19 protein-coding genes are annotated in these 22,075 nt (G+C 68.6%); 3 read left to right on the forward strand and 16 right to left on the reverse strand.

The window, feature by feature from the left end:
* Positions 1–9: 9 nt before the first annotated feature.
* From BWO91_RS10835 to BWO91_RS10885, 11 genes are all read right to left on the reverse strand, one after another.
* On the reverse strand, positions 10–1,107 hold the full coding sequence (locus BWO91_RS10835; protein ID WP_079002564.1) for a UDP-N-acetylglucosamine--N-acetylmuramyl-(pentapeptide) pyrophosphoryl-undecaprenol N-acetylglucosamine transferase: 1,098 nt from the start codon (positions 1,105–1,107) through the stop codon (positions 10–12).
* Positions 1,104–2,408: a putative lipid II flippase FtsW gene (ftsW, locus tag BWO91_RS10840; protein WP_079002565.1), complete on the reverse strand. Its 1,305-nt coding sequence runs from the start codon at positions 2,406–2,408 to the stop codon at positions 1,104–1,106. The genes BWO91_RS10835 and ftsW overlap by 4 nt, the downstream gene beginning before the upstream one ends.
* Complete coding sequence (murD, locus tag BWO91_RS10845; RefSeq protein ID WP_079002566.1) at positions 2,386–3,897, reverse strand: UDP-N-acetylmuramoyl-L-alanine--D-glutamate ligase; 1,512 nt, start codon at positions 3,895–3,897, stop codon at positions 2,386–2,388. The genes ftsW and murD overlap by 23 nt, the downstream gene beginning before the upstream one ends.
* Positions 3,894–4,991, reverse strand: a complete 1,098-nt coding sequence (gene mraY, locus BWO91_RS10850; protein ID WP_064296998.1) for a phospho-N-acetylmuramoyl-pentapeptide-transferase — start codon at positions 4,989–4,991, stop codon at positions 3,894–3,896. Before mraY ends, murD begins: the two co-directional genes overlap by 4 nt.
* Positions 4,988–6,394, reverse strand: a complete 1,407-nt coding sequence (locus BWO91_RS10855; RefSeq protein WP_079002567.1) for a UDP-N-acetylmuramoyl-tripeptide--D-alanyl-D-alanine ligase — start codon at positions 6,392–6,394, stop codon at positions 4,988–4,990. The genes mraY and BWO91_RS10855 overlap by 4 nt, the downstream gene beginning before the upstream one ends.
* Positions 6,394–7,938, reverse strand: a complete 1,545-nt coding sequence (locus tag BWO91_RS10860) for a Mur ligase family protein (RefSeq protein ID WP_240555463.1) — start codon at positions 7,936–7,938, stop codon at positions 6,394–6,396. The genes BWO91_RS10855 and BWO91_RS10860 overlap by 1 nt, the downstream gene beginning before the upstream one ends.
* A gap of 26 nt (positions 7,939–7,964) precedes the next feature.
* The gene (locus BWO91_RS10865) at positions 7,965–9,737 is read right to left on the reverse strand and encodes a peptidoglycan D,D-transpeptidase FtsI family protein (RefSeq protein WP_079002569.1); all 1,773 of its coding nucleotides are present in this window, start codon (positions 9,735–9,737) and stop codon (positions 7,965–7,967) included.
* Between the two features lie 73 nt (positions 9,738–9,810).
* Positions 9,811–10,404 (reverse strand): hypothetical protein, encoded by a 594-nt coding sequence (locus tag BWO91_RS10870; protein WP_079002570.1) that lies wholly within the window; start codon positions 10,402–10,404, stop codon positions 9,811–9,813.
* The gene (gene rsmH / locus BWO91_RS10875; RefSeq protein WP_079002571.1) at positions 10,401–11,354 is read right to left on the reverse strand and encodes a 16S rRNA (cytosine(1402)-N(4))-methyltransferase RsmH; all 954 of its coding nucleotides are present in this window, start codon (positions 11,352–11,354) and stop codon (positions 10,401–10,403) included. Before rsmH ends, BWO91_RS10870 begins: the two co-directional genes overlap by 4 nt.
* A 139-nt stretch (positions 11,355–11,493) precedes the next feature.
* On the reverse strand, positions 11,494–11,925 hold the full coding sequence (gene mraZ / locus BWO91_RS10880; protein WP_064297003.1) for a division/cell wall cluster transcriptional repressor MraZ: 432 nt from the start codon (positions 11,923–11,925) through the stop codon (positions 11,494–11,496).
* A 314-nt stretch (positions 11,926–12,239) separates the two neighbouring features.
* Positions 12,240–12,614: a DUF3040 domain-containing protein gene (locus BWO91_RS10885; RefSeq protein ID WP_079002572.1), complete on the reverse strand. Its 375-nt coding sequence runs from the start codon at positions 12,612–12,614 to the stop codon at positions 12,240–12,242.
* A gap of 75 nt (positions 12,615–12,689) precedes the next feature.
* Here BWO91_RS10885 and BWO91_RS10890 point away from each other — a divergent pair, with 75 nt between their 5' ends.
* Entirely contained in the window at positions 12,690–13,790 is a 1,101-nt protein-coding gene (locus tag BWO91_RS10890; protein ID WP_079002573.1) for a polyprenyl synthetase family protein, read from the forward strand.
* A gap of 25 nt (positions 13,791–13,815) precedes the next feature.
* On the opposite strand, the gene BWO91_RS10895 is transcribed toward BWO91_RS10890, so the two are convergent.
* Positions 13,816–14,157: an Rv2175c family DNA-binding protein gene (locus tag BWO91_RS10895; protein ID WP_079002574.1), complete on the reverse strand. Its 342-nt coding sequence runs from the start codon at positions 14,155–14,157 to the stop codon at positions 13,816–13,818.
* Positions 14,158–14,287: 130 nt separating this feature from the next.
* Here BWO91_RS10895 and pknB point away from each other — a divergent pair, with 130 nt between their 5' ends.
* Positions 14,288–16,234, forward strand: a complete 1,947-nt coding sequence (gene pknB, locus BWO91_RS10900) for a Stk1 family PASTA domain-containing Ser/Thr kinase (protein WP_079002575.1) — start codon at positions 14,288–14,290, stop codon at positions 16,232–16,234.
* An 87-nt stretch (positions 16,235–16,321) separates the two neighbouring features.
* Here the strand turns inward: pknB and BWO91_RS10905 are convergent, their stop codons facing one another.
* From BWO91_RS10905 to BWO91_RS10915, 3 genes are all read right to left on the reverse strand, one after another.
* Complete coding sequence (locus BWO91_RS10905) at positions 16,322–17,668, reverse strand: class II 3-deoxy-7-phosphoheptulonate synthase (RefSeq protein WP_056005400.1); 1,347 nt, start codon at positions 17,666–17,668, stop codon at positions 16,322–16,324.
* 119 nt (positions 17,669–17,787) lie between these two features.
* On the reverse strand, positions 17,788–18,471 hold the full coding sequence (locus tag BWO91_RS10910; protein WP_064297009.1) for a lysophospholipid acyltransferase family protein: 684 nt from the start codon (positions 18,469–18,471) through the stop codon (positions 17,788–17,790).
* A 26-nt stretch (positions 18,472–18,497) separates the two neighbouring features.
* A complete protein-coding gene (locus BWO91_RS10915; RefSeq protein WP_064297010.1) occupies positions 18,498–19,451 on the reverse strand; it encodes an ROK family glucokinase in 954 nt (317 codons plus the stop codon).
* A 187-nt stretch (positions 19,452–19,638) separates the two neighbouring features.
* On the opposite strand from BWO91_RS10915, the gene BWO91_RS10920 reads away from it, so the two are divergent.
* On the forward strand, positions 19,639–21,468 hold the full coding sequence (locus BWO91_RS10920; RefSeq protein ID WP_079002576.1) for an AMP-dependent synthetase/ligase: 1,830 nt from the start codon (positions 19,639–19,641) through the stop codon (positions 21,466–21,468).
* A gap of 52 nt (positions 21,469–21,520) precedes the next feature.
* On the opposite strand, the gene BWO91_RS10925 is transcribed toward BWO91_RS10920, so the two are convergent.
* On the reverse strand, positions 21,521–22,012 hold the full coding sequence (locus tag BWO91_RS10925; protein WP_079002577.1) for a peptide deformylase: 492 nt from the start codon (positions 22,010–22,012) through the stop codon (positions 21,521–21,523).
* Between the last annotated feature and the right edge of the window lie 63 nt (positions 22,013–22,075).

The following is a 22,075-nucleotide window of genomic DNA, read 5'->3' on the forward strand; positions in this document are numbered from 1 at the left end:
AAGACTGGATCACCGGCCGCGCACGCGCTGCACCGATGGTTGGAGCGCCTCATCGATGAGGGCGATGACGCGAGCCGTGCCGTCGGAGACACCGACGCTCTTGGATTGGGCGGCCAGGTCGTCGACCCGGTGCCGATCGCTCAGCAACGGGACGAGGTGCTCATGCACCCAGGCCGGCACGAACTGCGCGTCATCTACCATAACCGCTCCCCCGGCCCGCACGACGTCGGCGGCGTTGAAGCGCTGCTCACCGTTGCCGACCGGATAGGGCACGTAGACGGCCGGCAGCCCGACCGCACACAGCTCGCTGACCGTGGCGCTGCCCGCACGCGACACCGCGAAGTCGGCTGCGGCGATGGCGAGCTCCATCCGGGAGCAGTACTCGAGCAGGTGGTAGTGGTCGACACCCGGATCCGAGATCTCGCTCTTCGCACCCGTGATGTGGAGCACCTGCCAGCCTGCCGCGACGACGTCTTCGGCGCTCTGGCTCATCGTCGCGTTGATCCGTCTCGCGCCGAGCGAACCGCCGGTGACGAGCAGCAGCGGTCGGTCCGACACGAGGCCGAACTCGGCGAGGGCCGCCGACCGGAGCGTCTCGCGGTCCAACCCCTCGATCTCGCGACGCAGCGGCATGCCGACGAAGCGTGCGTTGCGGATGGGCGTGTGGTGGAAGGCGACACCGACGTAGGGCGTGTACCTCGCACCGAGTCGGTTCGCGAGGCCTGGACGCGCGTTCGCCTCGTGGATGACCAGCGGGACGCCGGCGCGCCTGGCCGCCGTGTACGCCGGCGCGGCCGCGTAGCCGCCGAAACCGATCACGACGTCCACGCGGTGCTCTCGGATCATCGCGACGACGGCTGCGACCGCCCGGCGGAGGCGACCGGGGAAGCGGAGTGCGTCGATGTTCGGCCGGCGGGGGAAGGGCAGTTTGGGGATCGTGAGCAACTCGTAACCGCGTTCCGGGACGAGTCGAGCCTCGAGGCCCTCCGCCGTGCCGACGACGAGGATCGTCGCTTCAGGGTCTCTGGCGCGGAGTCCGTCGGCTACCGCCAACAGCGGATTGACATGGCCGGCGGTGCCGCCGCCGGCGAGGAGGTAGGTGGTCATCGGGTGACTCCGGAGGATTGGGGACGTCGAGCGGGTGACCGGCGGGACTGCTGGGGCGTGGGACGCCCCCGCTCCCGGGCGAACGACAGGACGATCCCGATCGCGACGAGCGTGGTGAGCAGCGCCGTGCCGCCCGAGGACAGGAGCGGTAACGGCACGCCGAGCACCGGGAGGACTCCGAGGACGACGCCGATGTTCACGAGTGCCTGGCCGATGATCCAGGCCATGATGGCGCCGGTGGTGATCCGGACGAAGGAGTCGTCGCTGGTACGGATCACCCGGATGAACATGACGGCGAGGAAGACGAACAGTCCGAGGACGAGGACGGCGCCGATGAGGCCCAGCTCCTCGCCGATCGCCGCGAAGATGAAGTCGTTCGAGATCGCCGGCAGCCACCCGTACTTCGCGCGCGAGTTGCCGAGACCGACGCCCCAGAGGCCGCCGTTCGCCAGGGCCCACGTGCCGTGGGTCGACTGCCAGTCGGCGTTCTCGTAGTCGCCCTTGCCGTCGCCGAAGAACGCCATGATGCGCTGCATGCGGTTGGCGCTCGTGACGGCCATGATGAGGAACAGCACGGCCCCGGCGACCACCGGGATCGCGATGTAGCGCAGTCGCACTCCCGCGAAGTACAGCGCCGAGAACACGATGAGTGCCATGATCACGACGGTACCGAGGTCGCCACCGAGCAGGACGAGGCCGATGGAGAGACCGGCGAAGGGGATGACCGGGATCAGGGCGTGCTTCCACTCGAGGAGACGCGGCTGCTTGATCGTCAGCACGAGCCCGAGCCACACGACCAGCGCGAGCTTGACCGCTTCCGAGGGCTGCGCGGTGAAGCCGCCGATCTCGATCCAGTTGCGGTTGCCGCCGATCTCGTAGCCGAGCGGTGTGAAGACGAGCAGTTGCAAGCCCATGGCGACGAGGAGGAACACCCACGCCCACTTCTTCCAGAACCGTGCCGGGAAGCGGCTCACGATCAGCATGAGCGGGACACCGATCATCGCGAACGTCGCCTGGCGCCAGAACAGCCCGAAATACCCGTCGCCGGCCTCGTAGGACTCGACGGAGGACGAGGACAGCACCATGACGAGCCCGAGCCCGACGAGGAAGAGGGTGACGCCCAGCAGGAGGAAGTAGTTCTTCGACTCCGGACGCAGCACCTTGCCCAGCGAGATCCGCGCACTCGACATGCCTCTCGGCGACGTCGGCGCGTCGGGTGTCCCACTGCCTGAGGCGGTCGCCGTCATCCGGGACGACGACGACCGCACGCGGCGCGGGTCAGCGCGAGGCGGATCGATCATCCGCCTCACCTCCCAGCTCTGCTTCGACGGCGGCCTGGAACAGGCGACCACGGTGCCCGTAGTCCGTGAACTGGTCCATCGAGGCGGCTGCAGGAGCGAGGAGCACGGTGTCCCCTGCCTGCGCGACCTCGGCGGCCCGGCGAACGGCCTCCGGCATGACGTGTTCAGTCTCCGCTGCGTCGACCTCGATGACGGTCAGCGTCGGCGCGTGTCGCGCGAATGCCGCGAGGACCTCCGAGCGGTCGGCGCCGATCACGACGGCCGCGCGCAGGTGGTCGGCGTGCCGCTCCACCAGACGATCGATCGAGACGCCCTTCAACAGGCCTCCGACGATCCACACCACCGAGCGGTAGGCGGCGAGCGAGGCGTCGGCGGCGTGCGGGTTGGTGGCCTTCGAGTCGTCGATCCAGTCCACCTCGAGCCTTCGCGCGATGAGCTGGATCCGGTGCGCGTCCAGGCCGAACGACAGCAGGGTGTCGCGCACCGCCTCGACCGTGATGCCGGCGGCCCGGGCGAGTGCCGCGGCCGCCAGGATGTTGGCGACGATGTGCGGAGCGGCGAGTCCGCGCTGGGCGAGCGCTTCGACCGTCGTGATCTCGAGGGCGCTCGTCCGACGGTCGTCGAGGAACGCGCGGTCGACCAGAATGCCGTCGACGACGCCGAAGTCGCTCGGTCCGGGGACGTCGAGGCCGAACCCGACGGCGCGCGCGCCGTCGACGACCTCGGCCTCCTCGACCATCGACATCGTCGCCGCGTCAGCGCGGTTGTAGACGCACGCGACCTTCGTGTTCTCGTACACCACGGCCTTCGCCGCCCGGTACGCCTCGGCGGAGCCGTGCCAGTCGAGGTGGTCGTCGGCGAGGTTCAGGCAGACGCTGGCGAGCGGTGAGACGATGCTCCGACCGCCCTGCAGGCCGAGGGTGTGCAACTGGTAACTCGAGAGCTCGACGACGAAGAAGTCGAAGCCCTGCGGATCACGGACGGCGTCCAGGACCGGGACACCGATGTTGCCGCAGGGCGCCGCGCGGAAACCCGCCTCGACGAGCATCGACGCCGTCAGCTGAACGGTGGTGGTCTTGCCGTTCGTGCCGGTGACGCAGATCCACTCGGCCGGCGTGCCGACCTTGTCTCGGACCCGCCAGGCGAGCTCGATGTCGCCCCAGACGGCGACCCCCGCCGCCTGCGCCCAGGTGACCACGGCGTGGTCGGGGTGGAATCCGGGTGAGACGACGACGAGCTCCGGAGCGAACTCCACGAGCTCGGACGGCACGGTCGACAGGTCCCGCTGGATGAGCCTCGCACCGATGACGCCGACGAGTTCGGCGCGTTCGTCCGCCGCCTCGCCTGCCAGGACCAGTACCTCCGAGCCGAGCTCGGCGAGGGTGTCAGCGACGGAGAACCCGGTCATCCCGAGTCCCAGGACGGCGACCCGCAGACCACGCCAGTCGGCGTGCCAGCTGCGGAGCCCGTCGAGGCGCTCAGCGCTCATCGGCTCAGCCACTCGAGGTAGAAGGAACCCACACCCGCGGCGACGAGCAGACCGCCGATGATCCAGAAGCGGACGACGACGGTGACCTCGGCCCAACCCTTGAGCTCGAAGTGGTGGTGGATGGGGCTCATGAGGAAGATGCGCTTGCCGTGGGTCGCCTTGAAGTAGACCCGCTGGACGATCACGGAACCGGCCTCGATGACGAAGAGACCACCGACGAGCACCAGGAGGAGCTCGGTCTTGCTGAGGATGGCCAGAGCAGCGAGCGCTCCACCGAGCGCCAACGACCCGCTGTCACCCATGAAGATCTGCGCCGGCGAGGTGTTCCACCAGAGGAACCCGATGAGCGCACCCACGATCGCCGCTGCGACCACGGCGAGGTCGAGTGGGTCCCTGACGTCGTAACACTTGTAGGCGACGTCGGAGGCGAGCGAGGAGCTGAAGCACGACTGGTTGAACTGCCAGAAGCCGATGATGATGTACGAGCCGATCGCGAGGATCGAGGCGCCGGTGGCGAGCCCGTCGAGCCCGTCGGTGACGTTCACGCCGTTCGACGTCGCGGCCACGATCACCGAGGTCCAGAGGATGTACAGCAGGATGCCGATCACCGGGATGCCGATCGCCATGAAGTTGATCGGGATGTCGCGGATGATCGAGATGTTCGTCGACGCCGGGGTGAACCCCTCGGTGTTCGGGAAGTTGATCGCGAGGACGGCGAAGACCGTCGCGACGATGAGTTGCCCGGCGACCTTCGCCCACCCGCCGAGGCCGAGGCTCTGCTTCTTCCGGACCTTCAGGAAGTCGTCGATGAATCCGACGATGCCGAGGCCGACCATCATGAGCAGGACCAGGAGCGCCGAGACGCCGACCTGCTCCTGGAAGATCAGATAGCTCGCGAAGAAACCGACGAGGGTGCCGACGATGATGATGACGCCGCCCATCGTCGCGGTCCCGCGCTTCGTGTGGTGGCTCTGCGGCCCGTCGTCACGGATGAACTGGCCCCAGGCCAGCTTGCGGAACGCTCTGATGAACAGCGGGGTCAGGAAGAGGGAGAACGCCAGCGAGATCGCTCCCGCAGCCAACAGGACTCTCATGCGTACAACTCCCCCAGTCGATCGCCCAACAACCGGAGTCCGGCCGCGTTGGACGATTTGACGAGCACGGTGTCGCCCGGGGCGATCTCCGCGCTCAAGTACGCGAACGCCTCGTCCGCGGTCGCGAAGTACACCGACTCCCCGTCCCAGGACCCTTCGTTGATCGCGGTGATGTGCATGCGGCGGGCCTCGGGGCCGACCACGACGAGGCGGCCGATACCGAGCCGGACGACCTGGAGCCCGATCCGGTCGTGTTCCTCGCCCGCCCAGTCGCCCAGTTCGCTCATGGCGCCGAGGACCGCGATGGTCCGGCCACGTTCAGCACCGATCTGGGCGAGGGTCCGGATGGCGGCCGACATCGAGTCGGGGCTGGCGTTGTAGGCGTCGTTGATGATGGACACGTCGTCGCGTCCGCCGAGGGGCTCCATCCGCCAGCGCTCCGCCCGGCTCACGCTCTCGAGGGCGTCGACGATGAGGTCGATCTCCACACCGAGTTCGTGGGCGGCTGCGGCCGCGGCGAGGGCGTTCATGACGTGGTGCTCACCGAGCACCTTGAACCGGACGGGCGCAGAGGAACCGTCGGGCAGGTGCAGCGTGAACGCGGTTCCGGACGCCGTCGCGATGATGTCGCTCGCGCGAACGGCGGCGCGGTCGTCGAGGCCGAACCACAGCACGCGTGCCTGGGTGGCATGCGCCATACCGGCCACCCGTGGATCGTCGAGGTTGAGGACGGCGACGTCCTCCGGGAGCAGCTCGGACACCATCTCGGTCTTCGCCGTGACGGTGGCCTCGATCCCGCCGAACTCCCCCGCGTGCGCGAGTCCGACCTTGAGGACCACGCCGATGTCGGGCTTCGCCATGCGGATGAGTCTGGCGATCTCGCCGATGCCGCTGGCACCCATCTCCGCGACGAGGAACCGCGTCTCGTTCGTCACGCGCAGCATGGTGATCGGCGCTCCGACCTCGTTGTTGAAGGAGGCCTTGGGGCTGACCGTCTCCCCGACGCGCTCGAGGACCGCGGCGAGGAGGTTCTTGGTCGTGGTCTTGCCGTTGGAGCCGGTGATACCGACGATCCGGAGTCGTCCGAGCGCGCGCACCCTCGTGATGACCTCGGTGGCGAGGGCACCGAGCGCGGTCACGGAGTTCTCGACGACGACCTGCGGCACGGCGACGGCCAGCTCCCGTTCGACGATGAGCAGGGCGGCGCCGTTGGCGACCGCCGCATCTGCGAACAGGTGTCCATCGGTCTCCTCGCCGGGCTTCGCGACGAAGATGTCGCCGGGCGTGATGAGTCGGGAGTCGGTGTCGGCGACGCCGGACACGACGAGGCCGGGGTCCGCCGGACCGGGGATCAGTCGGCCGTCGGTCGCCGCGGCGATCTCGGTGAGGGTCAGGTCGATCATCAGAGCCACCCTGCCTCACGCAGCGCGTCGCGCGAGTCGTCGCGCGCCGAGTACGGGAGCTTCACGCCGGCCACCTCGTGGTAGTCCTCGTGCCCGGGTCCGGCGTAGAGGATGGTGTCGCCCTGACCGGCCAGCGCCAGCGCCGTGCGGAACGCGGTCGCCGGGTCGGCGACCTCGTGCAGCTCGCCGTCCGGTGCGGCTTCGCGGGCGGCCTCGAGGAGCACGCGTCGGATCGACGCCGGGTCCTCGCTCCGGGGATGGAAGTCGGTGACCACCACGACGTCGGCGCCCCGGGCCGCGATCGCGCCCATGTCGCGACGCTTCGTCGTGTCGCGGTCTCCGTCGGCGCCGAACACCATGATGACGCGGCCCGGCGTGACGGCGCGGATGGCCGCGAGGGTGTTGAGGAACGCGTCGGGGCTGTGCCCGTAGTCGATGTACACGACCGGGCCGCGGTCGCCGCTGATCCGCTCGGCACGCCCGGGGATGTAGGCGTCGATCCCACCGTCCCGTTCGAGGGCCTGGGCGATCATGTCGAACTCCACACCGGACTCGACGAGCATCACGATCGCGAGCGCGGCGTTCGCCGCCATGAACCAGCCGAGCAGCGGCACGCTCGTCACGAGCACCTGGTCGCCGGGGCCGTCGAGGCGGAACGTCGTGGAACCGGCGGTCTCCTCGAGGATCGTCATGCGCCAGTCGGCGTCGACCTCCGGGCGGGTCGTCAGGGTCGTCACCGGGATCCGGCTCTGCTCGACGAGTCGGCCGCCCCACTCGGAATCGATCGTGACGACACCACGTCGTGCGCGATCGGGTTCGAACAGCTCCCGCTTGGCCGCGAAGTACTCGTCGAAGTCGCCGTAGTCGTCGAAGTGGTCGTGACTGAGATTGGTGAAGCCGACGACGTCGAAGACGATGCCGTCGACGCGGTGCCTGGTCAGCGCCTGGGCGGAGACCTCGATGGCGACCGCGCGCACTTCGGACTCGCGCATGCGTGCGAGTAGCGCGTGCAGCTCACTGGCCTCCGGCGTGGTGAGGGAGCTCGTCACCGCGAGGTCGCCGATGCGCCGCTCCGCAGTGGAGCTCAGCCCGGCGACGATCCCGAGTTGCGCGAGCATGCCGCTCAGGAGGTAGACCACGCTCGTCTTGCCGTTGGTGCCGGTCACGCCGAACAGCGTCGGCGGCTCCTCGGCGGTGCGGTAGACCCAGGCTGCGAGGTGCCCGAGCGCGGCACGCGGCTCGGGCACGACGATGATCGGCAAGCCGGCCGCTGCGGCCAGGTCTCGTCCGGTGTCGTCGGTGAGCACGGCGACCGCGCCGCGTTCCTTCGCCTGCTCGGCGTATGCGGCACCGTGGGCGCGGACACCCGGCATGCCGATGTAGAGGTCACCGGGCTCGACGGCACCGGAGCTCAGACTGACACCGCTGATCTCCACGCCGTCGGCTGATCCGTGCAGGTCGAGGTCGAATTCGGTCACCAGCTGCGAGAGCGCCCGCCGTTGCGGATGTTCCGGCCTGAGGCTGATCGGGCCCTGATTGTTCACGCTGAGCCCATCCTTCATGAGGTCGTTCAAAAACTGAGCGGCAGGTTCGGTGCCGGCTCCGTGGACGGCTGCACTCCCCTGCTCTTCAGCACCTGGGTGGTCACATCCCGGAAGATGGGAGCGACTGCAGCCGATGAATTCATCTTAACCGGGTCGGCCAGGTTCACCGAAACGACGAACTGCGGCGCCTCTGCTGGAGCGAAACCGGCCATCGAGACGAGGTAGCTCGAGCTGTAGCCACCGTCGCCGTCGGGCTGCTGTGCGGTACCGGTCTTCATGGCCACCCGGTAGCCGGGGACGTCGACGTTCTTGGCGACCCAGCTCTCCTGGTCGACCATCTCGAGCATGTCGCTGACCTGCTTCGCCGCGTCGGCGGAGACGACCTGGGTTCCGGTCGCGTCGGGGACCTCGGTCATGGTGCCGTCGGCGTTCCGGCACCCCTCGACCAACTGGACGGGCATGCGGACACCGCCGTTCGCGATCGTCTGGTACAGGCTGGCGCCCTGGATCGCGGTCGTCGAGAAGCCCTGGCCGAACATGGTCGCGTAATCGGTCTGGTTGTCCCAGTCCGCGGCGTCCGCCATGAGTCCACCGGACTCGCTCGGGAAGCCGACCTCGGTCTTCTGCAGCTGACCGAACTTCTGGAAGTACGCGTAGCGGGTGTCGGCGCTCATCTTCTCGCCGAACTGCGAGATCCCCGTGTTCGACGACTGCACCATGACGCCCGCGAGCGTGAGGTTCATGTCCTCGTGGAACTCGCTGTCGTTGATGTCGGCACCGTTCGAGGGCTTGTACCGGAACGGAGCGACCACCTGCGAGTTGGGGCTCGCGACACCCTGGTCGATGAGCGCCGCGGCGGTCAGCGACTTGTACGTCGATCCCGGTTCGAACGGCGCGGCGAAGGCCCGTGAGCCTCGGTCTTCGGACGGCGTCGCGCTGACGTTGCCGGGGTCGACGGCCGGGTACTCGGCGACGGCGAGGAGCTTGCCGGTCTTGACCTCCATCACCGTGACGACGCCCCAGCTCGCACCGACCGCTTCGGCCTGCGCGGCGAGCGACTGCTGCGAGAACCACTGGATGTCCTTGTCGAGCGTGAGCACGACGTCGCCGCCGTCCTTCGCCGGCTTCGTCACCGTGGTGCCGGGGAGCGGGAGACCGCCACTGCCCTTCTCGTACGTCGTGCGACCGTCCTTGCCGGCGAGGCAGGAGTTCTCCATGAGTTCGACGCCCGCCTGGGCCTCGCCCTCCTCGCCCACGAAGCCGACGATGTTGCCGGCGACAGCACCGTTCGGGTACACCCGGTACGGCTCCTCCTTGAAGGTCGTCCACGGGATCTCCAGCGCCTTGAGCGCTCGGAGCTGGTCGAGGGTGAGCTTCTTCGCGATGAGGGCGTAGAGCGAGTCCTTGTCCGCGGCGAGGGCGTCCGTGATGAGCGCGAGGACCTCCGGACCGGGCTTGCCGATGATCGCGCCGATCTCGTTCGTCGCCTGCTCGAGGGTGATCGTCTGCTCGGCGCCGTCGACGTCGCGTTCGAACGGACCGGCGTCCTTCGGAGATGCCGCCATGCTGTACCGCATGACCGCTTCGGCGAGCACCGAACCGTCGGAGGCGAGGATGTTGCCGCGGGTGGCGAGGATCGTGTCGCCCGTCTCGGTCTTCTCGAGGGATTCGGCGCTCAAGGCACTCGCGCGGACCACCTGGATGTCGACCAGACGGAGGACGAAGAGCGTCATCACGATGGAGACCGCGACGATGGTGAACGCGAGGCGTCGGCGCGTGGTCTTCGTGTGTCTCACCATGATGCCCGCACCGCGTCCTCTCCCGACGTCGCACCTCCGAGCAGGGCGTCGTCCTCCACCGTGAGCCGTCCGGTCATCGTGTGGTCGGCGACGGCAGCCCGTCCTGCAACGGTACGGGCGGGGTGACCGCTTCCTGGCTCGACGCGCCGTCTGCGGCGGCGGCGTTCTGCCCGCCGACGAGCGGGAGCGTCGCGGCCTGTGCGTTCGGCACGAGGGCGGCGTTGAAGATCGGACTCGTGCTCGCCGACGCCGGCGTGGGCGTCCCCAGCACGGCACCGTCGGAGAGTCGGAGGTAGGTCGGGAGCGAGTTGCCCACCATGCCGAGTGCCTGCGCGTTCACGGCGAGGTACTGGGGCGAGGCCAGGCGGTCGAGGTCCTCGGCCAGCGCGGCCGAGGTGCGGCCGAGTTCGACCTGCTTCCCCTCGAGCTGCTGGATCTGGTACGCGCCCTGGCTCAACCCGACGCTGAGGAGCAACTGACCGACGACGATGGCGACGACCGCACCGACGACGACGACCGCGTACATCGGCCGTGGTCGGAGCTTCGAGCGCGCCCCGGTCGTGACCGCACGGATGTGCTGCCGTTCGGGGGTCGTCCGGGTCGGCTGCGGCCGAGCGCGTCCGAGCCGTTCTGGTGCGAGATCGAGTGCTGCGGTCGCTCCGCTCATGCTGGCCTCCTCAGCCGTTCGGCCGCGCGGAGTCGCACGGGTTTCGCTCTGGGGTTCTCGTCGATCTCGGCCTCGGTGGCGAGTTCGGCGCCCTTGACAAGGAGCTTCAGCTCCGCACTGTGTTCCGGGAGTTCGACGGGCAGGCCCGCCGGAGTTGTCGACTTCGCCCGGGCCTGGAGCTCGCGCTTGACGATCCGGTCCTCGAGCGACTGGTAGGACAGGAACACGATCCGTCCTCCGACCCGAAGCAGGTCGAGCGCGCGGGGCACGGCGGACTCGAGGACCGACAGCTCCGCGTTGACCTCGATGCGCAGCGCCTGGAAGACCCGCTTGGCCGGATGGCCAGTGCGACGTGCGGCCGCCGGCGTGGCCCGATCGATGAGCTCGACGAGCTGACCGGAACTCGTCAGGGGTCGCTGCTGGCGTTCCTCGACGATGCGGCGTGCGTAGCGCTGCGCCAACTTCTCGTCTCCGTACTCCCAGAAGATCTTCCGAAGCGCCACCTCGTCGTAGGTGGCGAGGATCGTCTCCGCCGTCAGCTCGCTCGAGGCGTCCATCCGCATGTCGAGAGGAGCGTCCTGCGAGTACGAGAAGCCGCGTTCGGTCCGATCGAGTTGCAGCGAGGAGACACCGAGGTCGAACAGGATGCCGTCCACCTGTGGGAAGCCGAGCTCCTCGGCGGCCTCGTCGATGTCGTCGTAGACGGCTTTGACGAACCGGGCTCGCGACCCGAAGCGCTCGAGCCGCTCCTGAGCGATGTCGAGTGCATCGAGGTCGCGGTCGAGCCCGATGAGGGTCAACTGCGGGAACCGCTCGAGCATCGCTTCGGCGTGCCCCGCCATGCCGAGCGTGGCGTCGATGAGGACCGCGCCCTCGTCTGACACGGCGGGGGCGAGCAACTCGATGCATCGCTCGAGGAGGACCGGTGTGTGGATGTCGTCGATGGCCATATGCGTAATCCGGACGGTCCCTGACCCCTGATCCCCATCCGTTCCGACCTGGCACCGGGGAAGTGTGTCAGGGCGGGCTCCGACCTGGCACCGGGGAAGTGTGTCAGGGCGGGACGGCTGGGAGTCAGGGGGCAGGGCACTAGAAGAGTCCGGGGATCACCTCCTCGGCGGTCTCGGAGAAGACGCTCTCCTGTTCGGCGAGGTAGGACTCCCATGCCTCGGCGTCCCAGATCTCCGCGCGGCTGCCGGCGCCGATGACCACGAGGTCGCGGCTGAGCCCGGCGTACTGACGGAGGTTGGACGGAATGGTCACGCGGTGCTGCTTGTCGGGGGTCTCGGCGCTCGCTCCGGACAGGAACACGCGCAGGTAGTCGCGGGCCTGCTTGCTGGTGACCGGAGCCTGGCGGATCTTCTCGTGGAGCGCCTCGAACTCCCGCGTGCTGAAGACGTAGATGCAGTGCTCCTGGCCTCGGGTCATGACGACCCCGCCGGAGAGCTCATCGCGGAACTTCGCCGGCAGGATGATGCGGCCTTTTTCGTCGAGTTTGGGGGCGTGACTACCGAGGAACATACGCCCCCGCCCCCAATCGTTCTGGCCAACATCTTGGTTGGGCTCCACTTTACTCCACTTTGCCCCACCAATGCAGCATATTCCTCCACATTGGCTCGGCTACCCACGAAAAAACCCCGCAAAGTCAGGACTTTGCGGGGTGGAGGGAAATGGAGGGACTTCGCCCTATCCGGGACGGTCAGGGAGGGCCTGAAACGACGAAACGGGGCCGATCCGAAGATCGGCCCCGTTCGGAGTCGTGGTGCGGCGGCGCCGCGAGGGAGGGAAGTGGAGTCAGGCGGCCGGACGCGGAGCGACCGGGAGGCGCGGCACCTTTACTGCTCGTCGCCAGACTGACGCTTGTCCCAGCGGTCGTTGAAGCGGTCCATCAGACGGGACGACTTCTGACCGGCCGGAGCAGCCTGACGAGGCCGCGGCTGTTCGAGTGGAGCCCGGGTCGGTTTGGTCGCCACGAGCACGCCCGTGAGCATGATCGCGAACCCCAGCAGACCGACGATGGGCTGCTGGATCACGACTCCGAGCACGAGGCCGATCGCCCCGACCACCGCGATGAGGGAGCCGAGCGCGATTCCGCGGTAACTCGGTTTGCCCGCTCCAGCGCTGACCTTGGAGACGAAATCGGCATCGCTGCGGTAGAGGTGGCGTTCCATCTCATCGAGGAGCCGTTGCTCCTGCTCTGAAAGTGGCATCTGATTCCCCTCAAGGTCACACGACGCGACGTTGTTGATCGAGTCTAGCCACCGAAGCATGACTAGGCTAGGTGCGTGATCGAAAGCAATGAACTCGCCACCCTGGTGGGCCGCGGGCTCTCCGACTTTCTCTCCTCGCGAAGCTCCATTGTCGCGCAGATCGGCCCGGAGCTCTCCCCGTTCCTCGACTTCTCCCGGGAATTTCTCAGCGGTGGGAAGCGGTTCCGAGCACAGTTCTGCTTCCGGGGCTGGCAGGCCGTCTCCACCGGCAGGCACGCCAGCGGTCAGGGCGGCCTCGAGACCGTCATCGCGACCTGTGGAGCACTCGAACTGTTCCATGCCGCAGCGCTCGTCCACGACGACATCATCGACAACTCCGACACCCGCCGTGGCGCACCGTCGGCTCACGTCTCCTTCGCGGAGTTGCACCGCCGCAGCAGATGGGACGGCGACCCGACCACCTTCGGTACCGGAGCCGCCACGCTCCTCGGCGACCTGCTCCTCGGCTGGAGTGACGAACTCCTCGACGACGGACTCGACCAGCTGGACGACCGCACCGCCGCTCGCGCAGCGCGGGCCGAGTTCAACCGGATGCGGACCGAGGTCACGGCCGGCCAGTACCTCGACATCCTCGAGGAGCGCGCCTGGCGCGACGCCGCCGACGACGAACAGCGCCGCCGGGCCGAGCGCGTCCTCATCTTCAAATCGGCCAAGTACAGCATCGAGTCCCCGCTCGCGCTCGGGGCGCTCCTCGGCGGCGGGAACGAGCAGCAGCTCGCGTCGCTCCGCGGGTACGGCCTCCCCCTCGGCATCGCCTTCCAGCTGCGCGACGACCTCCTCGGCGTCTACGGCGATCCCGCTGTGACCGGCAAGCCGAGTGGCGACGACCTCCGCGAGGGTAAGCGGACCATCCTCATCGCGCTCACGAGGGAGGCCCTCCAGCCGGGCGCGCGCGCCATCCTCGACGAGCTGCTCGGGGATCCCGAACTCGACGACGACCAGATCGGCCTGCTCCAGGCGACCATCCGCGACAGCGGGGCCGTCGACCAGGTGGAGAAGCTCATCCAGGACCACGTCGCACGGGCACTCTCCGCACTGGGCGAGGCTCCGATCAACGACGACGCCCGGGCCCACCTGCGCGGCCTCGCGGTCGCGGTCGCACGCCGCGACACCTGAGCCGTCCGGCTCGGACGGCACGGGATCAGGCGAGCGCCTGAGCCACCCGGCGCACCTCGGACCGACGTCCCTCGCGGAGGGCCTGGATCGGCGAGGTCCCGATCGCGTCGTCGTCCTCAAGCATCCAGACCATCGCGGCCTCGTCGTCGAAGCCGTTGTCGGACAGCAGCGTGAGCGTGCCGCGCAGGTTGTGCACCGGCCCGCCGTCCGCGATGAAGAACGACGGCACCTGCAGCACGCCGTCACGCCGGACGGCGAGGAGGTCGCGCTCCTCGAGGTACTGGCGGATGCGTCGGATCGGCAGCCCGAGTTCGGTCGCCAGATCGGGAAGGGTGAACCACACGAGTTCGGAATTCTGCTCAGTCACGCACAGCAGTCTGCCACGACCGCGCTCCGCTCGGCGCCGTCGGATCGCGTTCGGGTAACGATCCAGGCGCCTCGCCGCCCTCCCGGGGTGTTGACAGCTCCTCGCGCCCGACGTTCCATACACTCGACTGGTGAGTAGCAACCAGCAGACCGATCCGATGATCGGCCGTCTCCTCGACGGGAGATATCAGGTGCGCTCACGCATCGCCCGGGGCGGCATGGCGACGGTGTACCTCGCCACCGATCTCCGGCTGGAACGGCGCGTCGCGATCAAGGTCATGCACGGCCATCTCTCGGACGACACGACGTTCAAGAACCGTTTCATCCAGGAGGCGCGCTCCGCCGCCCGGCTCGCGAACCCGCACGTCGTCAGCGTGTTCGACCAGGGCCAGGACTCCGACATGGCCTACCTCGTCATGGAGCACCTGCCGGGGATCACCCTCCGCGACCTCATCCGCGACAACGGCACGCTCACCCCTCGGCAGGCCGCCGACATCCTCGACGCCGTGCTGTCCGGTCTCGCCGCCGCGCACCGCGCCGGCATCGTCCACCGCGACGTCAAGCCGGAGAACGTCCTGCTCGCCGACGACGGGCGCATCAAGATCGGCGACTTCGGCCTCGCGAGAGCCGCGAGCGCGAACACGGCCACCGGCCAGGCTCTCCTCGGGACGATCGCCTACCTCTCCCCCGAACTCGTCACCCGTGGACAGGCCGACGCGCGGAGCGACATCTACGCGCTCGGGATCATGCTCTACGAGATGCTCACCGGCGAGCAGCCCTACAAGGGCGAGCAGCCGATGCAGATCGCCTACCAGCACGCCAACGAGTCGGTCCCGGCACCGAGCGCCAAGAACCCCGCCGTCCCGAAGGAACTCGACGACCTCGTCTTCTGGGCCACCGAGCGCGAACCCGACGATCGTCCGTCGAACGCCGGCGAGATGCTCGAGCGCCTGCGGTCGATCGAGTCCAGTCTCGGGTTCACCTCGGTCGCCACCGGGGCGCAGCCCACGATCGTCATGCCGGCCTCCTACTCGAGCGAGCACGCCGACGACGTCACCCAGGTCATCGGCCGCAACACCAAACCGCAGCAGGTCCCGGTGCGCGCCGACGCGACCGACGGTCCGGGCAAGCTCGCCACGAAGGCGCGCAAGCGCAGCCGCGTGGGCGTCGCGCTGTTCACGATCGTCCTCATGCTCGCCGCGCTCGCCGGCGGGACCGGATGGTACTTCGGCCAGGGCCCCGGCTCGCTCGTCGAGGTCCCGAACGTCGCCGACGGGAGTTTCGACCAGGCGTCCGCCAAACTCGTGGAGCTGGGCTTCGTGCCCGTCGAAGGCGCGACGTTCAGCCTCACCGTCCCGGCCGGCACGGTCGCCGGCAGCGATCCGCCGTCCGGCTCGAAGATCGACAAGGGCAGCTCCGTCACGGTCCTCGTCTCCCAAGGACCGCAGCCGGTGGACATCCCGGTCCTCGCCGGGCTCGCACAGTCCGACGCCGAACAGCAGTTGGACGCGCTCGGCGTCGCCGTCGGCACCGTGAACCGGCAGTTCGACCCGAGCATCGCGAAGGACATCGTGCTGGCGGCGACCGACGCGACCTCGGGAGCCGACTACAGCCAGGGTGGGCCGTCCTTCCAAGGCTCCACGGTGACGCTGCTCGTGTCGGCCGGACAGGTGCCCTCGGTCTCGGGGATGACGCCGGATCAGGCGCGCGACGCCCTCGAATCCGTCGGGCTCGGCGTGGGCACCTCCGACGAGGCGTTCGACGACACGATCCCCGCTGGGCAGGTCATCGGCATCCAGGCCAAGACCGATGCGGACGGGAACGAGACGGCGTTCATCCCGGGCGACGACGTGACCTTGATCGTGTCCAAGGGCGTCGAGTTGGTCGCCGTCCCCGACACCACCGGCCAGACGATCAATCAGGCCATCACGACACTCCAAGACGCCGGATTCACCGTCGGTGACATCGCCGTGGCAGAGGCCTTCCGCGACATCTTCAAGGTGAAGAAGACCGATCCCCCGGCGGGCAAGTCCGTCAAGAAGGGCTCGACCGTCAACATCACCGACTTCGGTCTGTAGCCACGGCGACACGTGCTCGACCCACACGGCTGTCACACGACGAAGCACCCATGCCGGATCCGGCACGGGCGCTTCGTCGTGTGAGACCTACTTCGCGGCGGCGAGTTCCTCCGCCACGAGGAAGGCGAGCTCCAGCGACTGCATGTGGTTGAGGCGAGGATCGCACAGCGACTCGTACCGCGTCGCCAGGGTGGCCTCGTCGATCTGCTCCGAGCCGCCCAGGCACTCGGTGACGTCGTCGCCGGTGAGCTCGACGTGGATGCCGCCGGGGTGCGTCCCTGCGGCGCGGTGGGCTTCGAAGAACCCCTTGACCTCGTCCACGACGTCGTCGAAGCGACGCGTCTTGTAGCCGGTGGGCGTCGTGAGCCCGTTGCCGTGCATCGGATCGGTCACCCAGAGCGGCGTCGCGTCGGCACCCTTGATCGCCTCGAGCAGCGGAGGCAGGGCGTCCCTGATCTTGCCCGCACCCATCCGCGTGATGAACGTCAGGCGCCCGGGCTCGCGCTCGGGGTCGAGCTTGTCGATGAGACGCAGCATGTCGTCGGCCGAGGTGGTGGGGCCGAGCTTCACGCCGATCGGGTTGCGGACGCGCGACAGGAAGTCGACGTGCGCGCCGTCGAGCTCGCGGGTCCGCTCCCCGATCCACACGAAGTGGGCGGAGGTGTTGTACGGCGTGCCGGTCCGCGAGTCGATCCGCGTCATCGGTCGCTCGTAGTCCATGAGCAGCGCCTCGTGGCTCGAGTAGAACTCGACACCCCGCAGCTGGTCGAAGTCGGCTCCGGCCGCCTCCATGAACTTGATCGCACGATCGATGTCGCGAGCCAGTCCCTCGTAGCGGTGGTTCACCGGGTTGGCGGCGAACCCCTTGTTCCAGCTGTGGACCTCGCGGAGGTCGGCGAACCCGCCCTGGGTGAACGCCCGGATGAGGTTCAGCGTCGATGCGGAGGTGTGGTACCCCTTGACGAGCCGAGCGGGGTCGGCCGTGCGCGACTCCGGGGTGAAGTCGTAGCCGTTGACGATGTCGCCGCGGTAGGCGGGCAGGGTGACGTCGCCCCGCGTCTCGGAGTCGTTGGAGCGCGGCTTGGCGAACTGCCCGGCCATCCGGCCCATCTTGACGACCGGCATCGACGCACCGTACGTGAGCACGACGGCCATCTGCAGGACCGTCTTCACGCGGTTGCGGATCTGCTCGGCCGTCGCGCCGGCGAAGGTCTCGGCGCAGTCGCCGCCCTGGAGCAGGAACGCGTTGCCGCTCGCCGCCCTGGCCAAGCGGTCGCGCAGGATGTCGACCTCGCCGGCGAACACCAGCGGAGGGAGGGTCGCGAGTTCGGCGGAGGCACGCGCGACGGCGGCCTGGTCCGGCCATGACGGCTGCTGCTTGATCGGCAGCTCACGCCAATAGTCCAGTCCGGCGATCACCGAGGGTTCGGCCATGACGACTGGTTCTGTAGCGTGGGACACGGATTTCCTGTTTCTCTTCGACCGGACGCGCTCCGGAGCCCGCCCGGAAGGGGGAACGGACCGCGATCGCGGCCCGGTTTTTCAGCTTAGCGTCACGCCGACGCGGCGCGCTCCTTGACGCTCGTGGCGTAGACGTCGCGATAGTCCTGGCCCGAGAGCTTGCGGAGCTCGACCATCAACTCGTCCGTGACGCTGCGGAGGATGAAGCGGTCCCCCTCCATGCCCTCGAACCGCGAGAAGTCGAGCGGCTTGCCGATGACGATCCCGATCCGACGGATCCGGGGCAGCTTCGTGCCGATGGGCATGACCTTCTCGGTGTCGATCATCGCGACGGGGACGATGGGGACCCCTGCCTCGAGCACCATCCGCGCGACGCCGGTGCGGCCGCGGTACATCGTCCCGTCGGGACTGCGGGTGCCCTCCGGATAGATACCCAGCAGGTGACCGCCACCGAGGACCGCGAGCCCGGTGTTGAGCGAGGCCTCGGAGGCCTTGCCGCCCGACCGGTCGATCGGGAGCTGCCCTGTGCCGAGCATGAAGGTCTTCGTGGCCCAGCCGCCGAAACCCTTGCCGCGGAAGTACTCGCTCTTGGCCAGGAAGGAGATCCGCCGGTCGACGCACAGCGGGAGGATCACCGAGTCGATGAAGGACAGGTGGTTGCTGGCGATGATCGCGCCGCCGTGCTCCGGGATGTTCTCGGCGCCGATCACCCACGGCCGGAAGATCGACTTGAGGATCGGGCCGGCGACCAGGTACTTCATGAACCAGTAGAACATCGTGCTCCTCCGTCTTGCCGTCGTCGTCAGCCGAGGACGAGGGCGCTCCTGGCGAGATCGCCGGCGCCGATGACCCCGGCGTCGTTCACGAGCTGCGCGATGCTGAAGGACGGCTCCGGGTGGAACCCGCGCGCCGGGAGGTGTGTCAGGAACGCCTCACGAACGGGGTCCAGGAGGAGGTCGCCGGCCTGGGCGACGCCGCCGCCGATCACGAAGATGTTGGGGTCGAGGATGGCCGACATGCTCGCGAGGGCCTGCCCCAGCAGATCGGCGAGCTCGTTGAGGCATCGGAGGGCGCCGGGATCACCGGACTCGAGCAGCGCGGAGACGTGGTGTCCGTTCAGCAGTCCGCCGGCCGCGGCCCGGGCCCGGGCGAGGGCGGCACCGTCGCCACCGGCGTCCGCGGCCTCGTTCGCGAGCCGGAGCAACGCGTTCCCCGAACAGTACTGCTCGACGCAGCCACGCGCGCCGCAGCCGCAGGGCAGCCCGTCCGGGATGAGGCGCATGTGTCCCAGTTCCGCACCGCTGCCGAAACCACCGGTCAGCAGCCGGTCGTCGAGGACGATCGCCCCGCCGACACCCGTGCCGATCGTCACCATGACCATGCTGCGTTCCTCGCGCCCCGCACCGAACCGGAACTCGGCCCAACCCGCGGCGTTCGCGTCGTTCTCGATCGTCACGACCTTGTCGGGCAGCCGCGCGGCCAGCCGGGCCTGCAGGGGCTCGTTCCGCCAGGCGATGTTCGGCGAGTAGTAGACGGTCGAGCGCGTGGCGTCGAAGAACCCCGGCGCTGCGACGCCCACGCTCGAGATGCTGCCGTCGTCCAAGGACCGGACCATGGCGACGACGTCGTCGATGATGGCGTCGGGATCGGAGGCCTGCGTCGGCGTGCGCCCGGCCGCGAGGATCCGGCCGTCGTCGTCGACGACCCCGCCCGCGATCTTCGTCCCGCCGATGTCGATGCCGATCGCGTTTGCCATAACGGTGCCGTCTCCCTGTCCTGATGTCGCCGATACCGGCAGCGGCGTGTGACCGACCGTCAGTCGAGTCGGTCGCCCGCGCGCCGCAGTCGAGTCTACTGAGCGTCTGCGCGCCACAGAAACCGCGCAAACACCCGTGCTCTAGGATGGAGCAACATCTTGCCGACCTGGTACCGAAGGAGTTGCCGTGGAACAGTTCGACGTCCCTGCAGTCGTCGCAGCAGACCCATCCGCCAATGCGACCGATCTGCTCGTGAAGCGCCTGGCTGCTGCGCCCGACGCCGCGCTGTTCGCACTTCCCCGCGGGTCGGAGTGGGTGGACGTGACCACCGCCGAATTCCACGCGCAGGTCGTCGCCCTGGCGAAGGGCCTCGTCGCCGCGGGGATCGAACCCGGCGACAAGATCGGGCTCATGTGCAAGACCCGGTACGAGTGGACCCTCATCGACTTCGCCGTCTGGTTCGCCGGAGCACTCCTCGTCCCGATCTACGAGACCAGCTCGCCGAGCCAGGTGCAGTGGATCCTCAGCGACTCGGGAGCGACCAGCGTGCTGGTCGAGACACCCGACCAGTTCGCCCGCTTCGACGAGGTGCACGGTGACCTCCCCGACGTCGCGCGGGTCTGGCAGATCGATCTCGGTGACCTCGACAAGATCGCGGCCGCCGGCGTCGACGTCCCCGACGAGGAGATCGAACGCCGTCGCAACCTCGCCGTGGGTTCCGACATGGCGACCCTCATCTACACCTCCGGCTCGACCGGTCGGCCGAAGGGGTGCGTCCTCACCCACTCGAACTTCGTCGAGCTGTCGCGGAACTCGGCAGTCGCACTCAAGGACGTCGTGTCCGCTCCCGGTGCCTCCACCCTCCTCTTCATCACGACGGCGCACATCTTCGCGCGCTTCATCGCCGTGCTGTGCGTGCACTCCGGCGTGAAGACGGGCCATCAGCCCGACACGAAGCAGCTGCTCCCCTCGCTCGGCACGTTCAAGCCGACGTTCCTCCTCGCGGTCCCCCGGGTCTTCGAGAAGGTCTACAACTCCTCCGAGCAGAAGGCGGAGGCCGGCGGCAAGGGCAAAATCTTCCGTGCAGCCGCCGAGACCGGGATCGCCTACTCGAAGGCCCTCGAGAGCGGTTCCGTACCGTTCGGCCTGAAGGTGAAGTTCCGGGTCCTCGACCGCCTCGTGCTGTCGAAGATCCGCACGGCCATGGGCGGCCGGGTGCGGTACGCGGTCTCCGGCAGCGCTCCACTCGGTCCGCGACTCGGTCACTTCTTCCATGCGCTTGGCATCGTGATCCTCGAGGGCTACGGCCTCACCGAGACCACCGCGCCCGCGACGGTCAACCTCGCCCAGAAGTCGAAGATCGGGACGGTCGGACCGGCACTCCCCGGCGTCTCCCTCCGCATCGCCGACGACGGCGAGGTCGAGGTGCGCGGGATCAACGTCTTCAAGGAGTACTGGCAGAACCCCGAGGCGACGGCGGAGGCCTTCGACGACGGCTGGTTCCGCACCGGCGACATCGGCTCCTTCGACGCCGACGGCTTCCTCACGATCACCGGGCGGAAGAAGGAGATCATCGTCACCGCCGGCGGGAAGAACGTCGCCCCGGCGGCGCTCGAGGACCCGATCCGCGCGACCCCGGTCGTCGGACAGGTCGTCGTCGTCGGCGATCAGAAGCCGTTCATCAGCGCCCTCATCACGCTCGACACCGAGATGCTGCCCTCATGGCTCGCCAACAACGGCCAGGACGCGTCAATGAGCGCCGCCGAGGCTGCTCGGAACCCCGCAGTGCTCGCCGCCGTCCAGCGCGCCATCGACGAGGCCAACACCAAGGTGTCCCGCGCGGAGTCGATCCGCAAGTTCGTCATCCTCGACGACGAGCTCACGGAGGCGAGCGGTCACCTCACGCCGAAGCTCAGCATCAAGCGGAACGTGATCCTCAAGGACTTCGCGGAGACCATCGAGGGCATGTACCTCGGAGCGGGTTCGCCCGAGACCCAGGGGATGTCCCTGAAGTAGCGCCTCGACGAGCTCGGCGGTCGGTCGACGACCGCCGGGCGTCGACCGGCGTCTAGAACCAGTCGCTCTCGCGGACCTGCTTCATCGCCTCGCGGCGGTGCTCCTTCGACAGCCGGTCGAGGTAGAGCATGCCGTCGAGGTGGTCGGTCTCGTGCTGCAACGCCTGGGCGAGGAGTCCTTCACCCTCGACGACGAGCTCCTGCCCGTCGAGGTCGATGCCGACGGCACGCGCGTAGGGATGGCGCGGCGTCGGGAACCAGAGCCCGGGTACCGACAGGCAGCCCTCGCCGATCTCCTCGAGTTCGCCGCGCACCTCGACGAGCTTCGGGTTGATGAGGTACCCGATGACGCCGTCGACGTTGTAGCTGAACACGCGGAGTCCGACGCCGATCTGCGTCGCGGCGACGCCGGCACGGCCGGGGAGCTCCACGCTGTCCACGAGATCGCGGACGAGGCTGCGGACGTCGTCGTCGATCGTGACGACCTCGGCCGTCGGAGCCTTCAGGACCGGGTCGCCGAAGTGTCTGATGGGTCGTGTCGTCACGGGTTGGATCCTTCCGGGCGGGACAGGTGTGGTGGACGCGGAGACCGGCCGCGCCGCCTCGAG

It is taken from the genome of Plantibacter flavus (assembly GCF_002024505.1).
GTDB classification, from domain to species: Bacteria; Actinomycetota; Actinomycetes; order Actinomycetales; family Microbacteriaceae; genus Plantibacter; species Plantibacter flavus_A.